We start from the raw sequence: 19836 nt of genomic DNA, 5'->3' as shown, positions 1-19836 counted from the left end.
TCTGGATCTCTATGCTAGAGTTTGAAGCGACCCAAATTCATGTGCAAATTCTCGGCCAGTGCCGCCAGGTATCTGGACGACATCAGCATTTCGCCCATTGCGGTCACTTGCTCTTCGCCGGCTCTACTTAAGTTCTGCACATCTTCCGCACTTTTACGGGACGCTTCACTTGCCTGCTCCATTGCCTGCGACACTGTAAGTGCTTCGCGGGACACATGCCCGATAGCCTCGCGGAGCTCCGCCGTCTGCCGTGCAGCGGTTCGAATGGATTCCTGAATCTCCGCGAACACCTGCGGTACGGCCCCGCTCTGTGACAGGCCCCGCGAAACCAGCTGTGAATCCCGCACTATGGATTGCACGGCTTCTTCGGTCTGGCTCTGGATCTGCGTTAGAAGGTCTGTGATCAGCAGCGAGCTTTTCCCCGTTGCTTCTGCAATCTCCTTCATCTGTGCAAGGATAACCTCCACTGCAGCAGCTCCATGATCAGCCGAAGCAGCAGCCTCCTCCATCAGTCCGGACATTTCATGAGTGCTCTGCCGGGCGGCGTCGATCTCCTCCGCCATCGCCTGCACGGAATGTGCCGCCCGGTCAACCGTCTCCGCCTGCACCCCGGTACCGGCGGCAATTTCACCGGAGGATTCGGCAATGAATTGCGAAGCTTGCGCGGCCTGCTCCGCACTGGCGCACATCTCCTGCGAAGAGGCAGACAGCAATCCCGTGCTCTCCGACACTCCTTGCATAGTAGTCCTCAGGCTCTTCAGCATTGCATTGAACGAGCGGTGGAGCTGTCCGGTCTCGTCCCTCGACGGATAGGCAGCGGAAGCGGTGAGATCCCCTGCCTCTGCATCCTTCATCAGCACCTGCAGCTCCTTAAGCGGTTTGGTAATCATCCTCGAAATGAGGATGCTGATACCTACACTGAGCACCAAAGCGGCAAGAATCAGCAAAATGATCAAGGTCAACGATCTTTGGGCATCTTGCTGGTTGGATTCGTTATGATTGCGGGCATCTTGAACCAGCAGCTTGGCTGTATCCTCAAGCAGACTCACCATGATCTCCCGCGATTTACTGAACACGCTCCCCGAGAAGATCTGATAACCTTCATTTTTGAGCTTTTTGCCGGCCAGTTGGACAATGCTGTCACGCTGTGCCCGGTAATCCGGAAGCAGGGACAGATACTCATTTATTTTTTTCGATACGTCTTTGTTGCTGAAGGATATGGCCTTTAGCTGAGTGACCAGCTCATTGTTGATGTTGATATACTCTCCGATAGCTGCCGTATGCTCTTGGCTTTTGCCATCGTTTTTGGTAATCAGACTTTCCAGGAGCAAGGACTCAATTGCCCGGTTGTTTCCGCGTATTTCTGTTATCAGAAACATCGGCTGCAAATTTTGGCTGAAGGACTTACCGGACCCTGTTGCCATATGCTTGGCGGTGATGATGCCGACAACTCCGGTCCCAATAAGCATAATTATAAAGACTGTTGCCAGCAATAGCATTTTATGTCTTACCTTAAGATGTCTCATCTGTTCTGTTCCCGTCCTCTTCATCTCCTGCTGTATCTAATTTATCGGAGAAAAAGGTCGAAAGTATGATGTTTTCGCTGAAAAATATGTCGAAAAAGCGAAGAAAATATTGTGTTTTTGTGACTATATGACTAATAAATTAGTTACATGCCCCTAAGAACTCTCCCCTGCTTCACTCCTGCAGCAGGCCGTATTTTTTGCGGAACCGCTTCAGCACTTTGGTCCAGCCTCCGGCCAGAACAGCCATGAAAAAGACATTGGACAAGGCATGGGCGAGGTCGAGATAAAAGCTTGACGCATATGCGGCAGCCACAAGCCCCCAGCTGAACGCATCCGGCAGGCTGATCAGATACCAGATATTCATAATCCAGCCGAACAAAAACCCCCAGACAAAGCCGAATGCAAGCATTCCGCCCTTTTTTTCATCCACCAGGTATTCCGCAGCCAGCCAGCGGTCAGACCGACCATGCCCCAGGCGAACATTTGCCAAGGCGTCCAGGGCCCCTGGCCAAAGTAAATATTGGACACCAGCGCGGCCACCGCGCCGATGATGAACCCGGCTTCCGCCCCAAAAACATAAGCCGAAAGAATAACAATGGCCGATACCGGCTTCACACTGGGCAAGGCGGCAAAAGGAATCCGGCTGACCGCAGCGACAGCGGACAGCACCGCCAGCAGCACCAGCTCTCTGGATTCAAGCGGACGCCGCTCCAGACGGATGAACAGCGGCAGCAGGGCTACCGCCAGCAGCACAAGGCTGAGCAGCATATAATGGCGGTCCTTCAGCGCTGAGGTCAGCGCAAGGCCGGCCACAAACAGCCCGAGGGCAATCAGGAGCGGGAAGCGAAAGCGGACCACGCGTTCATCACATCCTCTATCGTTAAGGCTTGCGGCAGCAGCTCTCTGGCCATGCGGTTGACTGCCGTTGTATAGAAATAGTTGCTGCTGAAAAATTCCGCCGGCGTCCCTTCCGACGTGATGCCGCCGTCAAACAGCATCGCGCAGCGCGAGGCATATCTCGCGGCAAACTCGACATCATGCGTCACAAGCAGGATACTGACTCCCTGCCTGCGCAAATCTCCGAGCAAAGCTGCGAGCCGTTCTTTAGCCCCCGGATCGAGTCCCTTGGTCGGCTCGTCCAGCAGCAAAATACCGGGACCCAGCAGCATCACCATGGCAAGCGCCAGCTTCTGCTGCTGCCCGCCGCTGATATCATGCGGATGGCTAAGCAGAAGGTCTTCGAGCTGGAAGATTGCCAGGAGCCGGGCAATTTCCCGGGCCGCCTCTTCCTGGGGCAATCCGGCATACTCCGCCATATGCTGCAGCTCCTCCTGAACCGTGTCATAGCTGAAGTAGAGCAGCGGATTCTGGGCCAGAAAGCCGCTTGTCTCCCCCTTAGCAAGGGTTACCTTGCCGCGCTGGGGCTTAAGCAGGCCGTTCAGGATATGCAGCAGCGTTGATTTTCCGGCTCCATTCCCGCCCATCACGGCCAGCAGCTCTCCCCGGTACAGGGACAGCGACAGCTTCTTAAGCACCTCTGCCCCGTCCTTGCTGTAGCGGAAGGTCACTTCCCGGCAGCTGAGCAGCAGGTCGGATGAAGTGACAGGAGCGGAGAGGCGGGAAGCGCCTGTGTCAACAGCTGCCGTCTCCCCCATGCCTGGCCCTCCCTCAGCCAAGGAATGCAGCCAGCGCTTGCCTTCCCGCACGGTCAGCGGAATGGCCTCGCGGGGCGCTTGGACCGCATCCGGCTCAAGGGCAAGGAACAACCGCGCAGCAGTGGGCAAATACGCCATATGCGGAGCGTGAAGCGCAATCCCCGCCCCGCGTACAAAGTCACGGGGCGTCCCCTGGAACCGCAGCTCTCCCTCTTCCAGCAGCAGCACCCGGTCAGCCAGCGGCAGCACCTCCTCCAGGCGGTGCTCGCTGATGATGACCGTCACCGACATCTCTTCATTCAGCCGGTGCAGCGTCTGGAGGAACTCCCGCGCGGCGACCGGATCAAGCTGCGAAGTCGGCTCGTCCAGCAGCAGCAGCTTAGGCTGCAGCATCAGCACCGAGGCCAGGTTCAGCAGCTGCTTTTGCCCGCCGGAGAGCTCGTGCACCGACTTATACAGCAGCGGCTCCAGTCCGAACAAGCCGGCGATCTCCGCCAGCCTGCTGCGCATAACCGCTGGCGGATAGCCCATATTTTCCATGGAAAAGGCCAGCTCATGCCACACGGTATCCATCACAATCTGTGCATCGGGGTTCTGGAACACCATCCCGATTTCTGCGGCAGCAAGCTCGGCAGGCAGACCGGATAGCGGCTGTCCCTTGTAAGCAATCTTCCCGCCGGCCTTGCCCACAGGCGCAAGCTCGCGCTTCAGATGGCGCAGGAGGGTGGTTTTGCCGCCGCCTGAAGGGCCGAGAAGCACGACAAACTCACCTTCCTCTACCGTAAATGAGAGCTCATGAAGCGAGTCCCTGTCTTCCTCGGGATAGCTGAAGGATAGACGCTCCGCCGCGAGGATCTCCATAACCATTTCTCCTTTCCTTCGAGGGCCGGCGGGATCAGCACGAACAAGCAGAAGCTTACATACATCGCGGCCTCAACCCAGCCGAAGTGCATCGGCTTCATCCGCGGATAAATCTCCAGCACCCCGTATCCTTTCATCCAAAAAAACAGCGGGATCAGCCCGCTTGCCGCGAGCAGCAGCAAAATGGCCTTATCCTGCAGGTCCAGCCTGTAAATCCCGTATACACTCCGCTTGCGGATGCCGTAGCCCCGTGCTTTCATCGAGTCCGCCGTCTGCAGCGCTTCCTCCAGCGACCAGGTCAGCAGCACCTTCAGCAGCGTCATGCCGTCCCTCATTCTGGAGCGCACGCTGCCCTTGCCTGCATCCACTCCCCGAATCCGCTGGATCATGGTGATCTGGCGCAGACGCCGCTGGAACAAAGGCACAAAGCGCAGCGCCATCAGCGTCAGCAGGGTGGCCCGGGGCGCAGCCGCAGCGAACAGATACATGAATTTATCCGTGGTAACCGTGTAGCTGTAAGAAATGAACAGAATACAAACAGTCAACAGGACCGCCATCATCATCAGCCCGTACAAAACGGCTTCCAGTGTAACCGGCTGGTCCAAAAAATAAAACAGAATATGCGCACCCCTGTGTGAAAACAAGGGATTCAGCACGGCTACCGAAACGGCCATCAGCAGAAAAAAGGGAGTCCGCGCAGCAGCTGCCGCCCCTGTCCCTGCAGCACCAGCAGAAGGATCAGTCCGGCAAGCTCTGTAGCCAGGAACAGGGGATGAAACAGCAGGGTGGCGAACAACAACAGCCCGGCATAGTAGAGCAGCGCCACCGAGGGATGCATTGCACGGAAGCCGCTGCTCATTGCACTTCCGCCCCTACATCCTTGCCCATATCCAGCGTATACAGCCACTCCACGGTATCGCCCGGCTGCAGTGTGTAGCTGCCTGCCCCTTTGCCGGGAACTTCACCGTTAACCTTGTAGATCCAGCCGCTCTCCGGGCCTTGGTCAAATTCATACAGATTATCGATTCCTTCTACATAAGCGAAGCTTTTGGCTCCCTGGTATTCCATTTGAATTTTATTGCTGCGGGTAATGCGCTTCAGCAGCTCCAGCGCACTCTCGCCGCTCTTGATGTCAACGGCCGCCGCCGCAAAAATCGTCCCGTGCTCCTTGTCTCCGACAATGGAGAGCGTGACGGTATTTACGGCCCCGGCAGGCTTCGCCGGGGCGGCTGAAGCGGCTGCCGGGGCTTGCGCCGTGGCGGCAGGCTTCGCTGTCGCCGCCGGTTTGGTGCCGGCTGCCGGCTGCGCACCGGCTGTCGGCTTCGTGCTTGCGGTCGGCTTCGCGCCGGCTGCAGGCTTCGTGCTGGCTGACGGCTTCGCGCCGACAGCAGGCTTGGCTGGCCCGGCCGAGGCTTTCGCCGTGGCCGGGGCTGCGCTGGCCGTAACGGAGGCTGGCTTCGTTACGGCAGCGGCGGACGGCGCAGGCTTTGCAGCCGCGCCGGATGAGGCGGGCGGCGCAGACACAGCCGCCCCCTTTTGCGTCCCGGCAGCGGGTTCCGCGCCGGACGGCGGGGCCGTGCCGTCCGCAGCGGCGGAAGGCACGGGGGCTGCGGCGTCCCCGGGGAGAGGGGACGCCGGGGTCTTGGGCTGAGGGCTCTGCACCGCAGCCGTGCCCGCGGCGGGGCTCTGCGCCCCGCCGGCCGTGTCTCCGCCGGCTGCGCAGCCGGCGAGCAGCACCGCTGCGGACAGAAGCAGCAGCGGAGTGAACAGCCATTGCTGGATGGACTTGGACATAAACATGGACACCTCCGATAAATAACCCCACAAAGTGAGGCTTCTGCATGGAAGCTGATACTGGTACTTTGCGGGGACCCCAATATATACTTTCTGATCTGACAAAAAAGGGAAAGGAACGGGGCTGCGCCTGCTCCCCCGTTCCGTTCTTTTGGCAATATGATTAGTGGTGAAACGGCACAGTCTCCCCCGCCTAACCTGTGGACAGAGAAGCCGCAACTGAAATGGACGGTTGCTGCAAACCCACACGCCCCCAGCCCATACTCAGGCATGACGAAGGCAGAGTTGTCAGCCACAGGATAATCCAAACGTACTCCCGCTGCTGCCAGCACTTGTAACCCCGATGAAAAGGGCAGTCATCGTTAGTGGAAAAAGGATCACTAATCGGACTCATTCGGCTCATGGAGCAGCCTATGTTGGAAAAAGTACCATTAATCCGGCTGAAAGCGGCCATACGGGATGAATAGGGATGAATTAGGTGTACAAAATCCCACTAAAACCTTCTGTAGCCCGGATTTCAGCAATTTAGTTTTACTTTTTCCACTTCGCTTTAGTTCCTTATGAGCTTCATTGCTTCCCAGATTTGGAGTCAAAAACGCCTTTTTCGCCTGAATCTGCTGTACAGAGTGCAACAGATTCCATTTTTTCGCTGATTTAGTGATCATCTACTGTATAAAGTGCAATTGATTGCCTGCTAACCTAATCTGAGCTTCAGGTACTTAGTCCCTTTGAAGGCCCACCCTTGGATCAAACAGCGGCTCAAAACCGCATGATTATGGCAGTCGCACCGCCACCACAGCGGCCATTTCTCTGGTCACAGCGGACGACGGGTCAAAGGTTCCGCCGAATCCGGTCATGTAACCAAGCTCCGTAACTGTACGGACAGCGGATACGGCATAGCTGCTGATCCGGCGTTCGTCCGTAAACTTCGCAGCTTGCGGGGCTGCCGCAGAAGCTGTATTTTCCAGCTTGAGTGCTCTTGTAATCATAACAGCCATATCCTGGCGGGAAATGACTCCGTTCGGATTAAAGGTTGTGTCCGTAATTCCATCGGCAATGCCGAGCTCTTTCGCTTTCCGCACTACTCCATAATACCATGCGCCGGTCTTGACGTCGCTGAATACCGGAGCACTGTTAGCCGCAGACGGCTCGTTATGGGTCAGCCTCAGCAGCAGGGCGGCAAATTCTGCCCGGGTAATCTTCTGCTTCGGCGCAAAAATCAGACTGTTCCCGCTGATGCCCTCCATCAGCTTCTTGCCGTATGCCTGATGCACGGATTCCAGCGCCCAGGCCGAAATCAGGTTCTCATCGGTGAACACTGCCCCACCGGTCACCCCGGTAGGCGAAATGCTGAACAGGTTCGCTTCGCCCGTCAAGTAACGGTTATAAGCGGTCAGGGCCAGCAGCGCCTGCTCGGTGGCTACGCTGTTAGCTGGCTGTCCCTGTGTATGGGCATATCCGCCGTCCGCTTGACGGAAGGAAGCCAGATGGCTGAGCAACCCGCCTTTGGTTTTGACAAACCGCGAGTCATTCGGACCGATTCCCGCTGCAGCCAGGGCAATGATGACCTGCGCTGTGCTCTCACTGTTTTCTACATTCGCCTGCTTGAAGCCGCCGTCTTCCTGCTGCTGCTGCGACAGCCAGGCGATGGCTTTGTCTACAGCTGCTGCAACCGTTGTCTGACCGGCGTGAGCTGAAAGCGCGGTAACCGCCATGGCCGTGATATCGGGATCGGCTGCTCCGCCAGCGGTCAGCGGGAAGCCGCCGTCCTTGCTTTGAACCTCCAGCAGAGCCTGAACCAGACGTTCTTTGGTCCACTTGGCACCCGAAGGCACCGTGTAGGAGCCGCTGTCCAAGGCGATCAGGGCAAAAATCAGACCGTTGCTGCCCTGGCTGGTCATGTTGTCATTGTTATAGATTTTTTCAATCAGGTTATAGCCGCCGAAGTTCTGCGGATCTGCACCTGCAGCGGCCACGCCCAGCACCAGACGTTCATAGTCCGTAACCTTGCGGAGCTGGCCCTGGCTGGCTGCTAGCTGCTCCTTCACCCCATCCAGGTAAGCAGCCGGCACTGCATGACCCGAACGGGCCAGCCCGACAGCCTGCCAATCACTTAGCTCTTCTGCCGCCGTTATCCCTTTCGCGGTAGCAGTAATATCGCTCTTCAATTTCTCCGGCTGCGGCTCCCATTTGCTGCGGTCGACTACTGCGTAATCAGTAAAATGGCTGATTTTACCGGTGATGATACCCGTTTTGACATCCAGGACGGAAGGAACCGGAATCCAGCGGCCTGTGGCCGGATCGAGCCAAGCCAAGGCCAGGTTGGCCGGATTGCCGGATTTTACCGGAACTGTGATGGAAAGATCAACCGGCTTCACAAATTTCGTCCCGTCCGGCCCAAACGTATATAGTCCCGACACCAGTTCGCCGCGGCTGGAGCTGTTCTCCTTCATGCTGATCTTCACTGTTCCGGAGACTGCCCCGGCCGGAATCAGCAGCTGCACCTCGCCGCCGCTGTCCTTCAAAGCCGCTCCCGCACCGGGAGTAACCTCCTGCTCGAAGACTGCCGTGTTGGCCGTTAATTTTTGACTCAAAGCTGCCGCCTCAGACGCTGCCATGGGCGCACCTGAATTCGTAACAGCTGTCGTCTGTCCCACCTGGTTCAGCGGGAGGGTGTTGTCCGCTGCGATACCGACGCTTCCCGCGCCTCCCGTGCTTCCTGTGTTTCCAGACAGACCGCCTGTGCCTGCCGAAGGGATATCATAATCTGTCGTATAGTACCAGACAAGCACATCCCCATTGTTCAATTTGTAATCCCCGGCACTGAATCCAGGATCGCTGCCATTGACGGAATACTTCCAGCCGCTTTTTGGCCCCCGGTCAAACTCTTTCAGGCCATCGATAGCAACGACATACATGCTTCCACCGGAGGTTGTCGCAGTCACCCGGCTTCCCAGCTGGCGGATCAGCAGACTGTACGCTGTTTCTCCGGCATTTAGAGCTACTGTGGTGCTGGACAGAATAGTCCCCTTAGCACTGTCGCCGATAACCGAAATCGTTGCCGATGCCGGCTGAGGCACCACTACCGGATCAGAAATAGTCAGCGGCTGCGTGTAGCGGACGATCTTCGGCGTGCTGTCCGCAACATATCCCGTCACGGCAAGTGTATACGCCCCCGCAGGCAAGCCGTTATCGATGGTAGCCGCGCCCTTTTCATCCGTTGTTACGGTTGTGCTGCCAATGGTCACTTGTACGCCTGCTGCTGGTGTAACCACCGGATCAGAGGTATATGTCTTATCATTCCATACCCACTGCTTCTGGGCAACGTTTACTGTGAACGCTTCGCCCGGTTTAGGCTGGGCAGCGGAGAGCGTTACGGAGTTGACAATCTGGGTAGCTCCCCCGCCGTAATAGACCAGCACATGATCGGCAGGCTGAAGGACGAAGGCTCCCATCCCTACAGACGGATAAATCCACTCCCCGCCGCGGGAAACCACAAAGCTCCAATACCCGTCATACGTTCCGCTCTGGATTCCATTGATGCCCGAGACATAGCTGCCAAAAGAAGACTCTGTGATGTCCAGCGGAATATTGCCGGATGCCGCCAGCTTCTTGAGGGCGTCCAGCGCATCAGACGCTTCCAGTGTGCCTTCGGCGATGGGGCCTTGCGGACCTTCGACCGATACTGTGGCTTTTACATTGAGAGGGGCTACCTTAAGCGTCTGTGTATATTTTGCAATCTTGGGCGCCTTCCCTGCAACGTATCCTGTAACAGCAAGTGTGTAGTCTCCTGCAGCGAAGCCCTCTGGAAACTCGGCTTTGCCGTCTTGATTTGTTGTTGCCGTCTTGTCACCAATCGTCACCTGCACACCGGCGGCGCTTGAAGTTACCGGGTTGGAAGCGGAGCCATCCCATACCCATGTTTTTTGAGTGACTGTGACGGTAAAAGCTTCACCTTCTCTTGGCTGTGCGTTGGAAAGGGCCACTTTATCGACAAGCTGCGTAGCGCTGCCCGCATAATAAACCAGTACCCGGTCAGACTCCTTCAGCTTGAAGTCTTTCATGCCTACATCAACGCTGGCCCATTCCCCGCCGCGAGACACGGCGTACATCCAGCCGTCAAAGCCGCCGGTAGCTCCGGCATAGATGCTGCCAATGCCAGTAACATAACTGCCGGACGGATTCGTAATCGGCAGACCGTTCGCCGCCGCTACTTTTTCCAGCGCTTCGAGTACATTTCCCGCGTAGGCGCTGCCTTGGCCCAGTGTCTTCTCAGGCCCTTCAATCGTGAGCGGCACATAGACAAGAGGATTCTGCGCTACCGGCTTGGAGAAGTCATACAGCTTGCCGTTCGTACCACCGCTTAACAGATTGTAGGCCATCAGGGCCTGCAAACCCTGTTCGGTAGCCAGCGCATTAGCGCTGCCGCCCTGGTTATGAGCAAAAGCTCCACTAGCCAGCCGGAAGCTCAGCAGCCGTTTTAGCAAATCGGTGTCATTCTTGGTGAACTCGCTGCCCGCAGGGTCCACGCCAAAGGAGGACAGGCCGATTATGGCCTGGGCCGCACTTTCACTGCTGTCCCCGTAGCCGCCGCTGCTGTCCTGCTTGGCTGCCAGCCAGGCTACCGCTTTTTGTCCCGCTGTCGCCACAACAGGGTCATTCTTGTGGGCAGCGAGCGCGGTCAGGACTATGGCCGTCATATCCGGATCGCTCGCCCCCGGGAACAAGGCAAACCCGCCGTCGCTATTTTGCTTGGACAGAATTTCGCTCAGCAGGGATGCCTGATTCCATTTAGCGTCACCGGGAAGCGTATAGCTGCCGGAGTCCAGCGCGAGCAGCGCGTAGACCGGCGCATTCAGCGGCTGGCCGCTGATTTTGTCGCTGTTATAGATGCGCTCCAGCAGGTTGAAGCCCGCTTCAGAACCGCTGCCGGCAAAATTCGCCGGATCGCCGCCGACCGCCCGCACAGCCAGCACAATCCGCGCATAATCCGTCACATTCGGGAAGCTGCCTCCCGCTGTCTGTACTTTTTTCGCTAATGACTGGACGTAGCTATCCGGCACCCGGTAGCCCGCCTGGGCCAGCCCGATCGCCTGCCACTCCGACGTTACGCCGCCGCTGAGTATATATTCTGCAGCCGAATACGTTGCCTGCGAGACAGTCACCTGTCCCCCGTTATCCGCTGCCGCCAAGGAAGCGCCAGCTTTTCCTTCCGCAAAAGTATCCGCAGCATATACTGCGGCCGTGACACTGTCCGTGCCTGTATTAACGGTGGCTTCCGCTGCGGCAAAAGCCTGCCCCGCCGGAACCACCGCGGTACCTGTAACCGAAATTACCAGCAACAAGACCAGACCAAGCACAAAAGACTTGGCAGAATAAAATGTCTTCATCGTCAACCTCTTTCCTTGTCATAAAATAAATGCTTGTACTGCCTTGCAGTGGACAGCCGGGACAACATAAAGACCGCCCTTGTCCAGGGCGGCCGGGAAGAATACAAATTTGAAGGTGCGGTGCTCGAAGCTCCAGACTTCATCCATTTGCATATGTTCCGCATTCTTACCCCACGAAGAATAGAAACGTTCACGAAAAAGGCAGGTCTCCTGGCTTATGCCTCATCGCTGCTCTTGGCCTTCCCATCCTTCCAGCCGGACAGTGGCCGCTCTAAGAGCCGCTCCGCATTTACAGTGGCGGGACCGCGCCGGATTTGCACCGTGCTTCCCTTTTAAGCCGATTTCTGATTCTACGCATCGAACCGGCACCCTTCTCTTAACTATTAAATTTTAATATCCATAATCATATCTAGTATTCCCTTGTATGTCTATAGAGAAGCTGTTTCTTAGCGGGTGCAAAATGCACGCCACCCTCTGCAGCTATTATTCTATCCTGAAATAACGATGTCCGATTCTTACGACATTGTTAAGGAAGTCTCGAATTTGGCGAAGCCAAATTGAAGGCCTTCTCTGAGATTGCATCGTCTGAGGTGCCGCCAATGGGCGGCATGAATGTCTATTCCACAGTAATAGTGAAAAAATCCAACGCCCCCCAGTCATAACCGTCAATACAGGGCAGCACCTTATGAGGAGCAGCTCTGCAATCGTTGGATCGTTGTAAGGGCGGTTGGGAATATACAGAAATCGTTGGCTGGTATGCTGGTAGTTGGGACTTATACAACAAGTGTTAAGCGGCTATCCAGATAATGTGTCTATGCGGCAACCGTTGGGGGCGTGCAGTAATTAGGTAACTCTCAACTTAGAAATTCCTGATTAGCAGCAAGCTTATAGCAGTGGCATTAACAACGGCATTTCTACCGTTGTTTCCACCAGTTTCAGACTCGGCGTGCACAACAACGGCATTTTTGCCGTTGTTTCCACCAGTTTCAGACTCGGTGCGCCTAACAACGGCATTTCTACCGTTGTATCCACCAGTTTCAGACTCGGTGCGCCTAACAACGGCATTTCTGCCGTTGTTTCCACCAGTTTCAGACTCAGCGCGCCTAACAACAGCATTCCTGCCGTTGTTTCTAGACATTTTTGTCCTTCAAACGAATAGCACTAAGCTACTTCCTGACTCTGTATGATGAAGCACAATAAAGGACTTCCCCAATCCAGAACAAACTCGAGCGAGGCTATAGCACTCTGCGGAGAAATCAAAGGTACTTTTACCTCTCATTTCGCGCTGGAGTCCGCTTTCGGAGAAATCAATAAAAACCTGAAGAGCATGATAAGCCTCACTCTTTCGGCATATCATGCTCTTCAGGTTAATGTGTCAAAACTGCTTCGAGAAGCGCTGTCTCATTCGGTTGTTGTATCCCCCGTTGCTGTGGGGGATGGCTCCGGCCTTGGAGAGGCATCCGCTCCGGCGCCCGGAGGGTTGCTTGCTGCCGCGCCTGAGGCCGGCTGCAGGATCAGTTTGTACTCCCCGGCGATGACCATGTCGCCTGCGGCCAGCTTCGCGCCGGCCTCCAGCTGCACGGTCACCTCGTATGCGGGTGCCTCCGGCACCGCTCCCGAGGCTCCAGGGGCTTCCGGCGCGGTGCCGCCCGCCGCCGGTGAAGGCGTGGCCGCACCGGCGTTCCCGCCTGCGGCCCCCTGGGTGACGGCGCCTGCGTCTGCGCCGTCCTCACTTCCGTCGCCCGCCCCTGCGGCGGCGCCGTCAGTCCCTGCGGGCGCGCTTGCCTTCGCGCCCTTTGCCCCAGCGGCGGCATCCGCGCCGCTGTCAGACCCGGCCGGCGCACTCGCGTCCGCGCCGGTGCCCGGGCCAGCGGCTGCCGTACCCGCAGCCGCATTACCCGATGCGACCAGGCAATTGCCGGTCGTCGCCGTGACCTTGTAGTCCTCCGTGACATTACCGGAGGACACTACGCTGATCTCCGCCGGCTTGAAGGCGGAGCAATCCGCCGCAGCGGCAAAGGTGAACACCAGGCCGCTGCCCGTGTCCCCGCCGCCCAGCCGGACGGCGGCGGGAGCCAGCGCACCGGCCCCGCCTGTGGCGCTGGGCAGTGCACTGCCCGTAGGCTCGGCCGTGTCCGCTGGGTCCGGCCGGAGCAGGCTGATGGCGATAATTGCGCCGATCAGCACAATGCCCAGGATGCAGCCGGAGATCAGGATTTGAAATCGGCTGCGGCTGATCCACCGCGCCAGCGGCGAAGCCAGCTGGGAGCGTGCTTCGTTGTAGACATTTTGCAGTGCCGGACCTGCGGCGGCGGCATAGCTTTTGCGGAAATCGCGGCTCTTGAACGCCTCGCGGTCACTGCTCTGGAAGTACTTCAGAATGGCCCGGCGGTAACCCGGCCACAGCTTTTTATTTGAAATGGAAAATAGCGGATTTCCCTGTGACCAAGCCAGAAACCGGTAGACCGTCTCCTTGTTATCCCCTGCCTTGCGCTTCACCAGCTCCATAAGCGTCTCATAATCCAGAGGCCCGTCCTGGCGCTCACTGCTGTGATAAAAGGCCAGCGGCAGCCGTTCGAACGGTTCAATACTGCGGGATTCCTTCAGCCAGCGCCGTCCGAGCAGCTGCACATCATCGAGCTCTCTCGGCGAGAGCCCGGCAAAAATCTCCTCCGTCGGCTTCTCCTCCCCGAACCACCGGTAAGCAGCCCGGAGGGCGTTCGCCTTCCGCCGGGTAATGGAATCCAGCGGCGGCTGCCAGTCGGCAGCATCGCGGTAGCGCAAAAAAGAAATATCCAGCAGCTGCTCCTGCGTCAGCTCCTCCAGCGACACCCGGTTCAGCAGGAACCGGTCCGAAGCCGTCATCAGCTCCTCCAGCAGCAACAGGACTTCGGGAGACATGCCGCTGCCTCTGCGGCGTTCTTTTTCCGCTTTATCCATCGAATCATGGATCGCCGCTACCTCTCCCACCGGATTGGAACTTTGCTGGAGCTTCTCCAGCAGATACTCCTTCACTGTGTCCCGGACAAAAGACTGCTGCAGCGCTTCCGGCAGGAACCGGCCCCAATGGGTCACAAAACGCAAAATATCCGCCGGGCTTGCCGCCGCAGACAGCCGGGATTCCATGTAAGGCTCCAGCAGTGCCCGGCGGAATACAGGCTGGGCCAGCACTCTTTTGAAAAAAGACGCACTAAGCTCCTCATTGCTCTCAATAATACCGTAAGCCGCCGCCAGCGCATCTTCACGGCCCGCAGACTGGGCATTCAGCATGCCGTTAATGAAATAATCCACGATTTTGACCCGGTAGTTATGGCCCTTCAGCGCAAAATACTCCACTAACCGCTCCATAATCTCCGGCACAGGCACGCCTTTTTGGCGGATCAGGTCATATTCGCGGTCAAACCGCTCCAGGAACATATCGTTCAGCCGCACCCGTGCTTCAAGGGCACCCTCCGGCTTCAGGTAGGCCAGCAATCCGCCCAGCACAGCCTGCTTGTTCCCGGTGTACAGACTCTCATTGCCCTGCTCAATTTCATAAAATACCGCCAGCTCATTGTACAGTGCGAGCGACAGCTTGCGCTCCACACTCTCCCCGGGCAGCAGCGAGTCGGCAAAACGCGCAAAGTCCTCCAGCCCGCGTTCCGGCTCTTGCAGTGTTTTCCAGGCCAGCTCTGCGAACGGCTGCTGCGAATCGCCAAAATCTGCACCCAGCACCCGGCCCGCTGCCAGATCGAATACAAAATCCTTCTCAATGTTGCGGTCGCCCGGACGGAGCGAGCCTTTTTCCACGAAGGTCAGATGAATATATTTGCGGCTTTTCGGCTCATTGGCATAGGTGATCACACCCAGCCTGCGGCGGAAATCATAAGGCAGCGCCCTGAAAAGAACCTCCGTCAGCTCTGCCGCGCGCCGGGACAGCTCTCCGATCGGAACGTCCAGGGCTATGTACAGCTTTTTTTTGCCGGCTACGGAGATCATCACCGCCTGCAGCAGCGTCTTGAACAATTCCTCCGTGATGCCGAGCCCGCGCAGGATACTTAACGGATGAGGCTTCTGCTCATGCTGTGACACAGGGATAGCCGTAAGCTCCGGCAGCGTTCCGCCCAGCTCTCCCGCATAGCTCCCGGCAAAATCTGCATGGAGCCAGTCTCCGTAGCCTTCCAGAATTTCCTCCGAGCGGATGGGCGGCACCACGAAATTATGGGCAAAAAAAGCGCTCCGCTGACCCGTGAAATCCGCCGCCAAATACCGGCTCTGCCCGATCACTGTATCATTTGTTTCCGTATGGAACAGATGCAGCGCAACAGGGTACAGCTCCTCATTCTTCTCGCCGCGTGCTGTCAGCTCTGCCGGAGCATCGTAAAGACAGAAGGGATGCAGAATTTTTTTGACAAAATTATTGTCCAGGCTCTCCGACTTCGCTACCGTATCGAATCCTTCTGTCGCCCGGTACACACCACGCCGTTCCCGGGTATACATCTGCTGGGCGATCATGGACCCTGAAAATCTGTTCACGGCCCGTCGCTCCCCTCAATGTAATTCAGCTTGTGCAGCAGCCAGATAAAAGGCTCGTCCACCCGGATTGGACTGACCACACCCTCCACCTTCTGATTCACCGGATTGCTGCCCAGTGCCGATACGGCAAAATACCCGGTGTTCGCAAAATACACATCCATCGTATCCTTGAACGGGCGGTCCACCTTCTCTATGAAGCGGCGGATTTCGCCGTCGATGTTGTGGAACTCGTCCAGATTCAGTGTTTTGCGGTGCACATAGTTGTTGAACACATTGCTGTTGGACTTGATGTAATCGCCGTCCTCATCCTTGAGCGAATGCAGCATGTCGCTTTTGGCGAGCACAACCGCTGTCGGGATATCGGTTTTGCTCTTTTCCTGGTAGGCGATGAAATCACCGAACATGGTCAGCACCACATCCCGCGGCTCATCATACTGGGAGACCCATTCGCCGGGGCGGTCCCCGAAATTGATCCGGATTTTCTCGCGGATGGAGCGGATCTGCAACGGGTCAACCATGAACAGAATCCCGGCGGAGTTCTTGATATGCTGGCCATGCAGCCCGAGATAATCCTGATCGACCATCCCTTCACCGGCAACATCGAAGAATACGAGCGTCAGCGGGGGCTTGGACTCATCCTTGAACACAAATTGGAAAATAAACGGCTCCTGCATCTTTTCCTTCTGGGTCGAAGCCAGCAAATCCCCCCGCTCGAACAGCGGTTCTTCGTACAGCGTGCGGAACTTGCGGCTGATCTCCGCATTCAGCGGCATACAGGCCGCGTCAAAATGTCCCGCCGTCGTATGCTGCAGCGTATGGATCAACGAGGTCATATACACCGACTTCCCGACCTGGGACGCGCCGATGATGGAGATAATATTGCTTGGCACCTTGCCCGCAGTCACGGGCAGCTCATTATGGCAGGACGGACAGAGCCGTCTGCGGGTAAGCACGCCATAGCGGTCTGTAAGACCGGTCAGCACATTGTCGGTATAGTGGTGGTACTCTTCCGGAATATCCGCCGGATTCAGTATAGCCTCCATATCATCAACCGTATCGAGGCCGAAGCGCTCGCGGTATTTGTTCAATGCATCGTCTTCGCCCAGCGCATAATTCTCATCATCCTCGCGGCTGTGCATGGCCCGGAATACCACATCCTCCGGTTCGAACCGCGTGAAGCAATACGGACAGACAATATCATAAAAAAGCGGCCGCGCCTGCGGCTGATTCTTTTCTTAAACCGGTTAAAAAAAGACATCTCTTGTCCTCCTAAAAGTTTTGCGGAACCTCCGCTTCTCCGACAACCTTTGCAGCAAAACTCGCTTCGGAAGCATACGCTAAGTTTTGTGAGCCTTGCTCCCTGGAATTGCTACGAACAAAACTCGCCTCGGAAGCATGTGCTTAAGTTTTGCGGAACCTCCGCTTCTTTTGAGAATCTTTGCAGTTAAAACTGCTTTCGAAACATTGTCTCGCACGGATATAGAGTGAACTTAAGAATCTAGCTATATGCCTGATGGAAACCCTGTGTTTTCTGAAAATCCACTGTACAGCCTGCTGCAATTCTCAAATTCAGCTTATATAGCGTGAGCACAACTGCCCCGGTTCCCTTTAACTCCTATTGGTGCTGAACACATAACGGACGGTTAAACCTTCAGTTCCTGCATCCAGCCTGCTGCTTAGCTATAACTGCACTTTGTACAGCTATATTAATCCCCCTGCCTGTCCACGCTAGTTTAACTGTATTTCATGCAGGTAAAGAGAGGCAAAAAGGCCATATTGAGATAATTTCCAAAATATAGATGTACAAAGTACAATTAAGCGTTTGATTCTGCTGAAAAGGCAGCTTAAACATGTACGAAATGCAGTTACAGCTCCGTTGACCCCTGCTTGAAAGACAAGCATCAGTCACCCGTTGCTTCCGCGTTCTCCGTTCACTCCGGCACCAGTTCGTAAAATAAGCCATATTTGCGGCCATCTGTAAAAAAGATGCGCACAGCGTCCTCCTTGCCGATTTCTATCGGCGGCAGAATGTTGCGCCCGGCGGCAAAGTCCTGGACGAACGAGAACAGTACGCCGTCTTCTTTGGAAGCAGGGAAGCCGCCCCGTTTCTTGACATAGCACAGCACCTCTTTCGACACCGGCACTTCAGCCGTAATCGTCATATGTACTGTTTTTTGCTTGCCGAACAGGCTTTTTTTCTGCTGGATGGAATAGTAAATCCGCGCTTTGCCCGCGCTGACCAGCGTCCGGTTCGCCCCGTCCCGCTGGTGCACCAGCAGAGTGTCTGTACCGTCCGCAAGCCGGGCATAAACGGTATATGCCACCAGACCGATGTCATCCAACCGGTCACGGTATCCGTTATTTGCCTTATACTCCTCACGGGTGTAGAGCTTCATACCGGAGGGCGGCAGTTCTCCGCTGTCCGCAGCCTCCGCAGGTGCCTTATGAATGCAAACCGCCTGCACGCCGTCCGGCCAGCGCCACCGCAGCGTACAGAACCTGTCCTCCACCCGGGAGGACACTTCCGTAATGACCGGTGTGGAGGAATCAACCTCGGCGTACCTCATGACTGTAGGCTCCTTTCAAAATATCCTTCCAATCAAATATCTCTTGCGGTATCTCATTCAATAAGCCGCTGTACGCATATCGCGCAGCATGGAGGGCTGTCTGGAGCCCGGTGCCGCATTTTCTCTTTTTGGACCATCCGATATCAGAATCCTTTGCTGCCCCGGTTTCTGCGCGGAGACGGGAAGCCTGCCGACGATGGAGCAGCCGTATCGGCGTTTCGTCCTCTTTTGCGGGAAAGCCGTCCTTCTCCAAAAGGGATCACAAAGGTGAACAATGCAATGATCGCTGCCAGAACAAGCAGAGCCAGCAAACGGGTCATAGCATCGCCGAAGGCATGGCCGTCCAGGCCAAACTCCAGAATCAGTCCGGCGAACAAACCGGAAACCGCACCGCCGACGCCAAAGCTCCGCGCCAAATGGCGGTTGTCAAACACAATGCCAAGTCCGACCCCGAGAGCCGTACCCACAAGCAGCAGCGCCAAAATCCGTACCCCGGCATAATACGGGCTGTCCGCCGTGTAATCACTGCGCACAGTCAGCAGCGTCCGGTCGCCCAGCCGGTCATAGATTTGCTGGAACACATCCCCGAGAAGATCTGCATTGGTCACATCATAATACTGCCCGCCGGTTGTGGTGGCAATATCCTGCAGCAACGCTGATCCCGACGGATCATCCAGCGCCAGGCCAATCGTATTTACAGCAATCCCCCGGTTTACGTACTCCGTAAGTTCCTTTGAGGTGTCAAACTGGCTGAAGCCGTCGGACAGCAGGATTACCATAGCTCCCCGCCCTGACTGATTGTCACTGTTAATTACGCCCATGGCTTCTGTGAGCGCGCCGCTGATATTTGTACCGCCATCCGTGGTCTGCAGACTGTTAATAACCGACGTCACTTGCTCACGGTTGGCTGAGCTGGACAGCGGGATTAGCGGTTGAACCACCGTGGCGTCCTGACTGAACGTAACTACAGCCACCCTGTTATCTTCATCCATGCGCTGCACCAGTGATTCGGCTGCCTTATAGCGGCTGTTGCCCGGATCGCTCTGCATCATGCTGCCGGAGTCATCAATGACCATGACCACATCTTTGACCGGCTTCACGCCGCCGAAGTTCAGCTCATACACAAACTCCATTACGGAGCCAACCGCGAACAGCAGCACCAGCGTCAAAGGCAGCATCTTCCACGAGAAACCCAGATACCGCTGCTTCCACGACAAGCCGTTCAGTTTTGGCGAGATCATCTCCGCAAGGAGGCAGCCCAGGCCGACCCCAAGTGCCACTATGGCAAAATAGATGCCGGCCAGCACAATCGACGGCAAATCGTACGGCCTTTGGTCCAGCAGCAGCTCGCCTAGCACAAAGGCCGCTCCGCCGCCGAGCAGGCTGAAGAGAAGCAAAAGCAGATTGATTTTACGCTGCATCGCTATCCACCCTTTCCAGGTAAAACTAAATTTAAGCACATATGATTTCTGATGGCGCAGGACCGCTTGAACTCCCTTGCCTCCGTTACAAAGCGTTCTGCTTAATG

The 19836-nt window shown here is 56.4% G+C and carries 12 protein-coding genes, 1 pseudogene and 1 riboswitch; all 13 genes and pseudogenes read right to left on the bottom strand.

Features of this window, described 5'->3' with window-relative positions:
* Positions 1-14: 14 nt before the first annotated feature.
* A complete protein-coding gene (locus JI735_RS13850; RefSeq protein WP_039838833.1) occupies positions 15-1526 on the bottom strand; it encodes a methyl-accepting chemotaxis protein in 1512 nt (503 codons plus the stop codon).
* A gap of 172 nt (positions 1527-1698) precedes the next feature.
* A pseudogene (locus tag JI735_RS13845) lies at positions 1699-2384 on the bottom strand (ECF transporter S component).
* On the bottom strand, positions 2357-4042 hold the full coding sequence (locus tag JI735_RS13840; protein WP_202677479.1) for an ABC transporter ATP-binding protein: 1686 nt from the start codon (positions 4040-4042) through the stop codon (positions 2357-2359). Before JI735_RS13840 ends, JI735_RS13845 begins: the two are co-directional and overlap by 28 nt.
* Positions 3958-4716 carry an energy-coupling factor transporter transmembrane component T gene (locus tag JI735_RS13835; RefSeq protein WP_202677478.1) on the bottom strand — a complete coding sequence of 253 codons (759 nt, stop codon included), beginning with the start codon at positions 4714-4716 and terminating at the stop codon, positions 3958-3960. Before JI735_RS13835 ends, JI735_RS13840 begins: the two co-directional genes overlap by 85 nt.
* Entirely contained in the window at positions 4716-4901 is a 186-nt protein-coding gene (locus JI735_RS13830) for a hypothetical protein (RefSeq protein ID WP_202677477.1), read from the bottom strand. Before JI735_RS13830 ends, JI735_RS13835 begins: the two co-directional genes overlap by 1 nt.
* A complete protein-coding gene (locus tag JI735_RS37315) occupies positions 4898-5836 on the bottom strand; it encodes a DUF4430 domain-containing protein (protein WP_202677476.1) in 939 nt (312 codons plus the stop codon). Before JI735_RS37315 ends, JI735_RS13830 begins: the two co-directional genes overlap by 4 nt.
* Positions 5837-6609: 773 nt before the next feature.
* Entirely contained in the window at positions 6610-11226 is a 4617-nt protein-coding gene (locus JI735_RS13820; protein WP_202677475.1) for an S-layer homology domain-containing protein, read from the bottom strand.
* 18 nt (positions 11227-11244) lie between these two features.
* Positions 11245-11379 carry a hypothetical protein gene (locus JI735_RS36915; protein ID WP_267919233.1) on the bottom strand — a complete coding sequence of 45 codons (135 nt, stop codon included), beginning with the start codon at positions 11377-11379 and terminating at the stop codon, positions 11245-11247.
* A 30-nt stretch (positions 11380-11409) separates the two neighbouring features.
* Positions 11410-11614, bottom strand: a riboswitch (cobalamin riboswitch).
* Between the two features lie 471 nt (positions 11615-12085).
* Positions 12086-12364, bottom strand: coding sequence for a hypothetical protein (locus JI735_RS13815; protein ID WP_157771321.1), 279 nt, complete (start codon positions 12362-12364; stop codon positions 12086-12088).
* Positions 12365-12627: 263 nt separating this feature from the next.
* The gene (locus JI735_RS36910) at positions 12628-15741 is read right to left on the bottom strand and encodes a GAP1-N2 domain-containing protein (protein WP_202677474.1); all 3114 of its coding nucleotides are present in this window, start codon (positions 15739-15741) and stop codon (positions 12628-12630) included.
* Positions 15738-16880, bottom strand: a complete 1143-nt coding sequence (locus JI735_RS13805; RefSeq protein WP_233476389.1) for a hypothetical protein — start codon at positions 16878-16880, stop codon at positions 15738-15740. The genes JI735_RS36910 and JI735_RS13805 overlap by 4 nt, the downstream gene beginning before the upstream one ends.
* Positions 16881-17672: 792 nt before the next feature.
* A complete protein-coding gene (locus JI735_RS13800) occupies positions 17673-18308 on the bottom strand; it encodes a hypothetical protein (protein ID WP_039834044.1) in 636 nt (211 codons plus the stop codon).
* A 143-nt stretch (positions 18309-18451) separates the two neighbouring features.
* Positions 18452-19729, bottom strand: coding sequence for a vWA domain-containing protein (locus JI735_RS13795; RefSeq protein WP_039834045.1), 1278 nt, complete (start codon positions 19727-19729; stop codon positions 18452-18454).
* Positions 19730-19836 lie beyond the last annotated feature (107 nt).

This window comes from Paenibacillus sonchi, assembly GCF_016772475.1.
Lineage (GTDB): Bacteria > Bacillota > Bacilli > Paenibacillales > Paenibacillaceae > Paenibacillus_AQ > Paenibacillus_AQ sonchi.
The sequence above is the reverse complement of the archived record's forward strand: the minus strand, read 5'-3'. Positions and strand labels throughout refer to the sequence as shown.

Coding starts and splice junctions, on each gene's coding strand:
- JI735_RS13800 (WP_039834044.1), bottom strand. CDS start 18,308: ATGAGGTACGCCGAGGTTGATTCCTCCACACCGGTCATTACGGAAGTG.
- JI735_RS13820 (WP_202677475.1), bottom strand. CDS start 11,226: ATGAAGACATTTTATTCTGCCAAGTCTTTTGTGCTTGGTCTGGTCTTG.
- JI735_RS36915 (WP_267919233.1), bottom strand. CDS start 11,379: ATGCAAATGGATGAAGTCTGGAGCTTCGAGCACCGCACCTTCAAATTT.
- JI735_RS13815 (WP_157771321.1), bottom strand. CDS start 12,364: ATGTCTAGAAACAACGGCAGGAATGCTGTTGTTAGGCGCGCTGAGTCT.
- JI735_RS13830 (WP_202677477.1), bottom strand. CDS start 4,901: ATGAGCAGCGGCTTCCGTGCAATGCATCCCTCGGTGGCGCTGCTCTAC.
- JI735_RS13835 (WP_202677478.1), bottom strand. CDS start 4,716: ATGGCCGTTTCGGTAGCCGTGCTGAATCCCTTGTTTTCACACAGGGGT.
- JI735_RS13795 (WP_039834045.1), bottom strand. CDS start 19,729: ATGCAGCGTAAAATCAATCTGCTTTTGCTTCTCTTCAGCCTGCTCGGC.
- JI735_RS13805 (WP_233476389.1), bottom strand. CDS start 16,880: ATGCACAGCCGCGAGGATGATGAGAATTATGCGCTGGGCGAAGACGAT.
- JI735_RS37315 (WP_202677476.1), bottom strand. CDS start 5,836: ATGTCCAAGTCCATCCAGCAATGGCTGTTCACTCCGCTGCTGCTTCTG.
- JI735_RS13840 (WP_202677479.1), bottom strand. CDS start 4,042: ATGGAGATCCTCGCGGCGGAGCGTCTATCCTTCAGCTATCCCGAGGAA.
- JI735_RS13850 (WP_039838833.1), bottom strand. CDS start 1,526: ATGAGACATCTTAAGGTAAGACATAAAATGCTATTGCTGGCAACAGTC.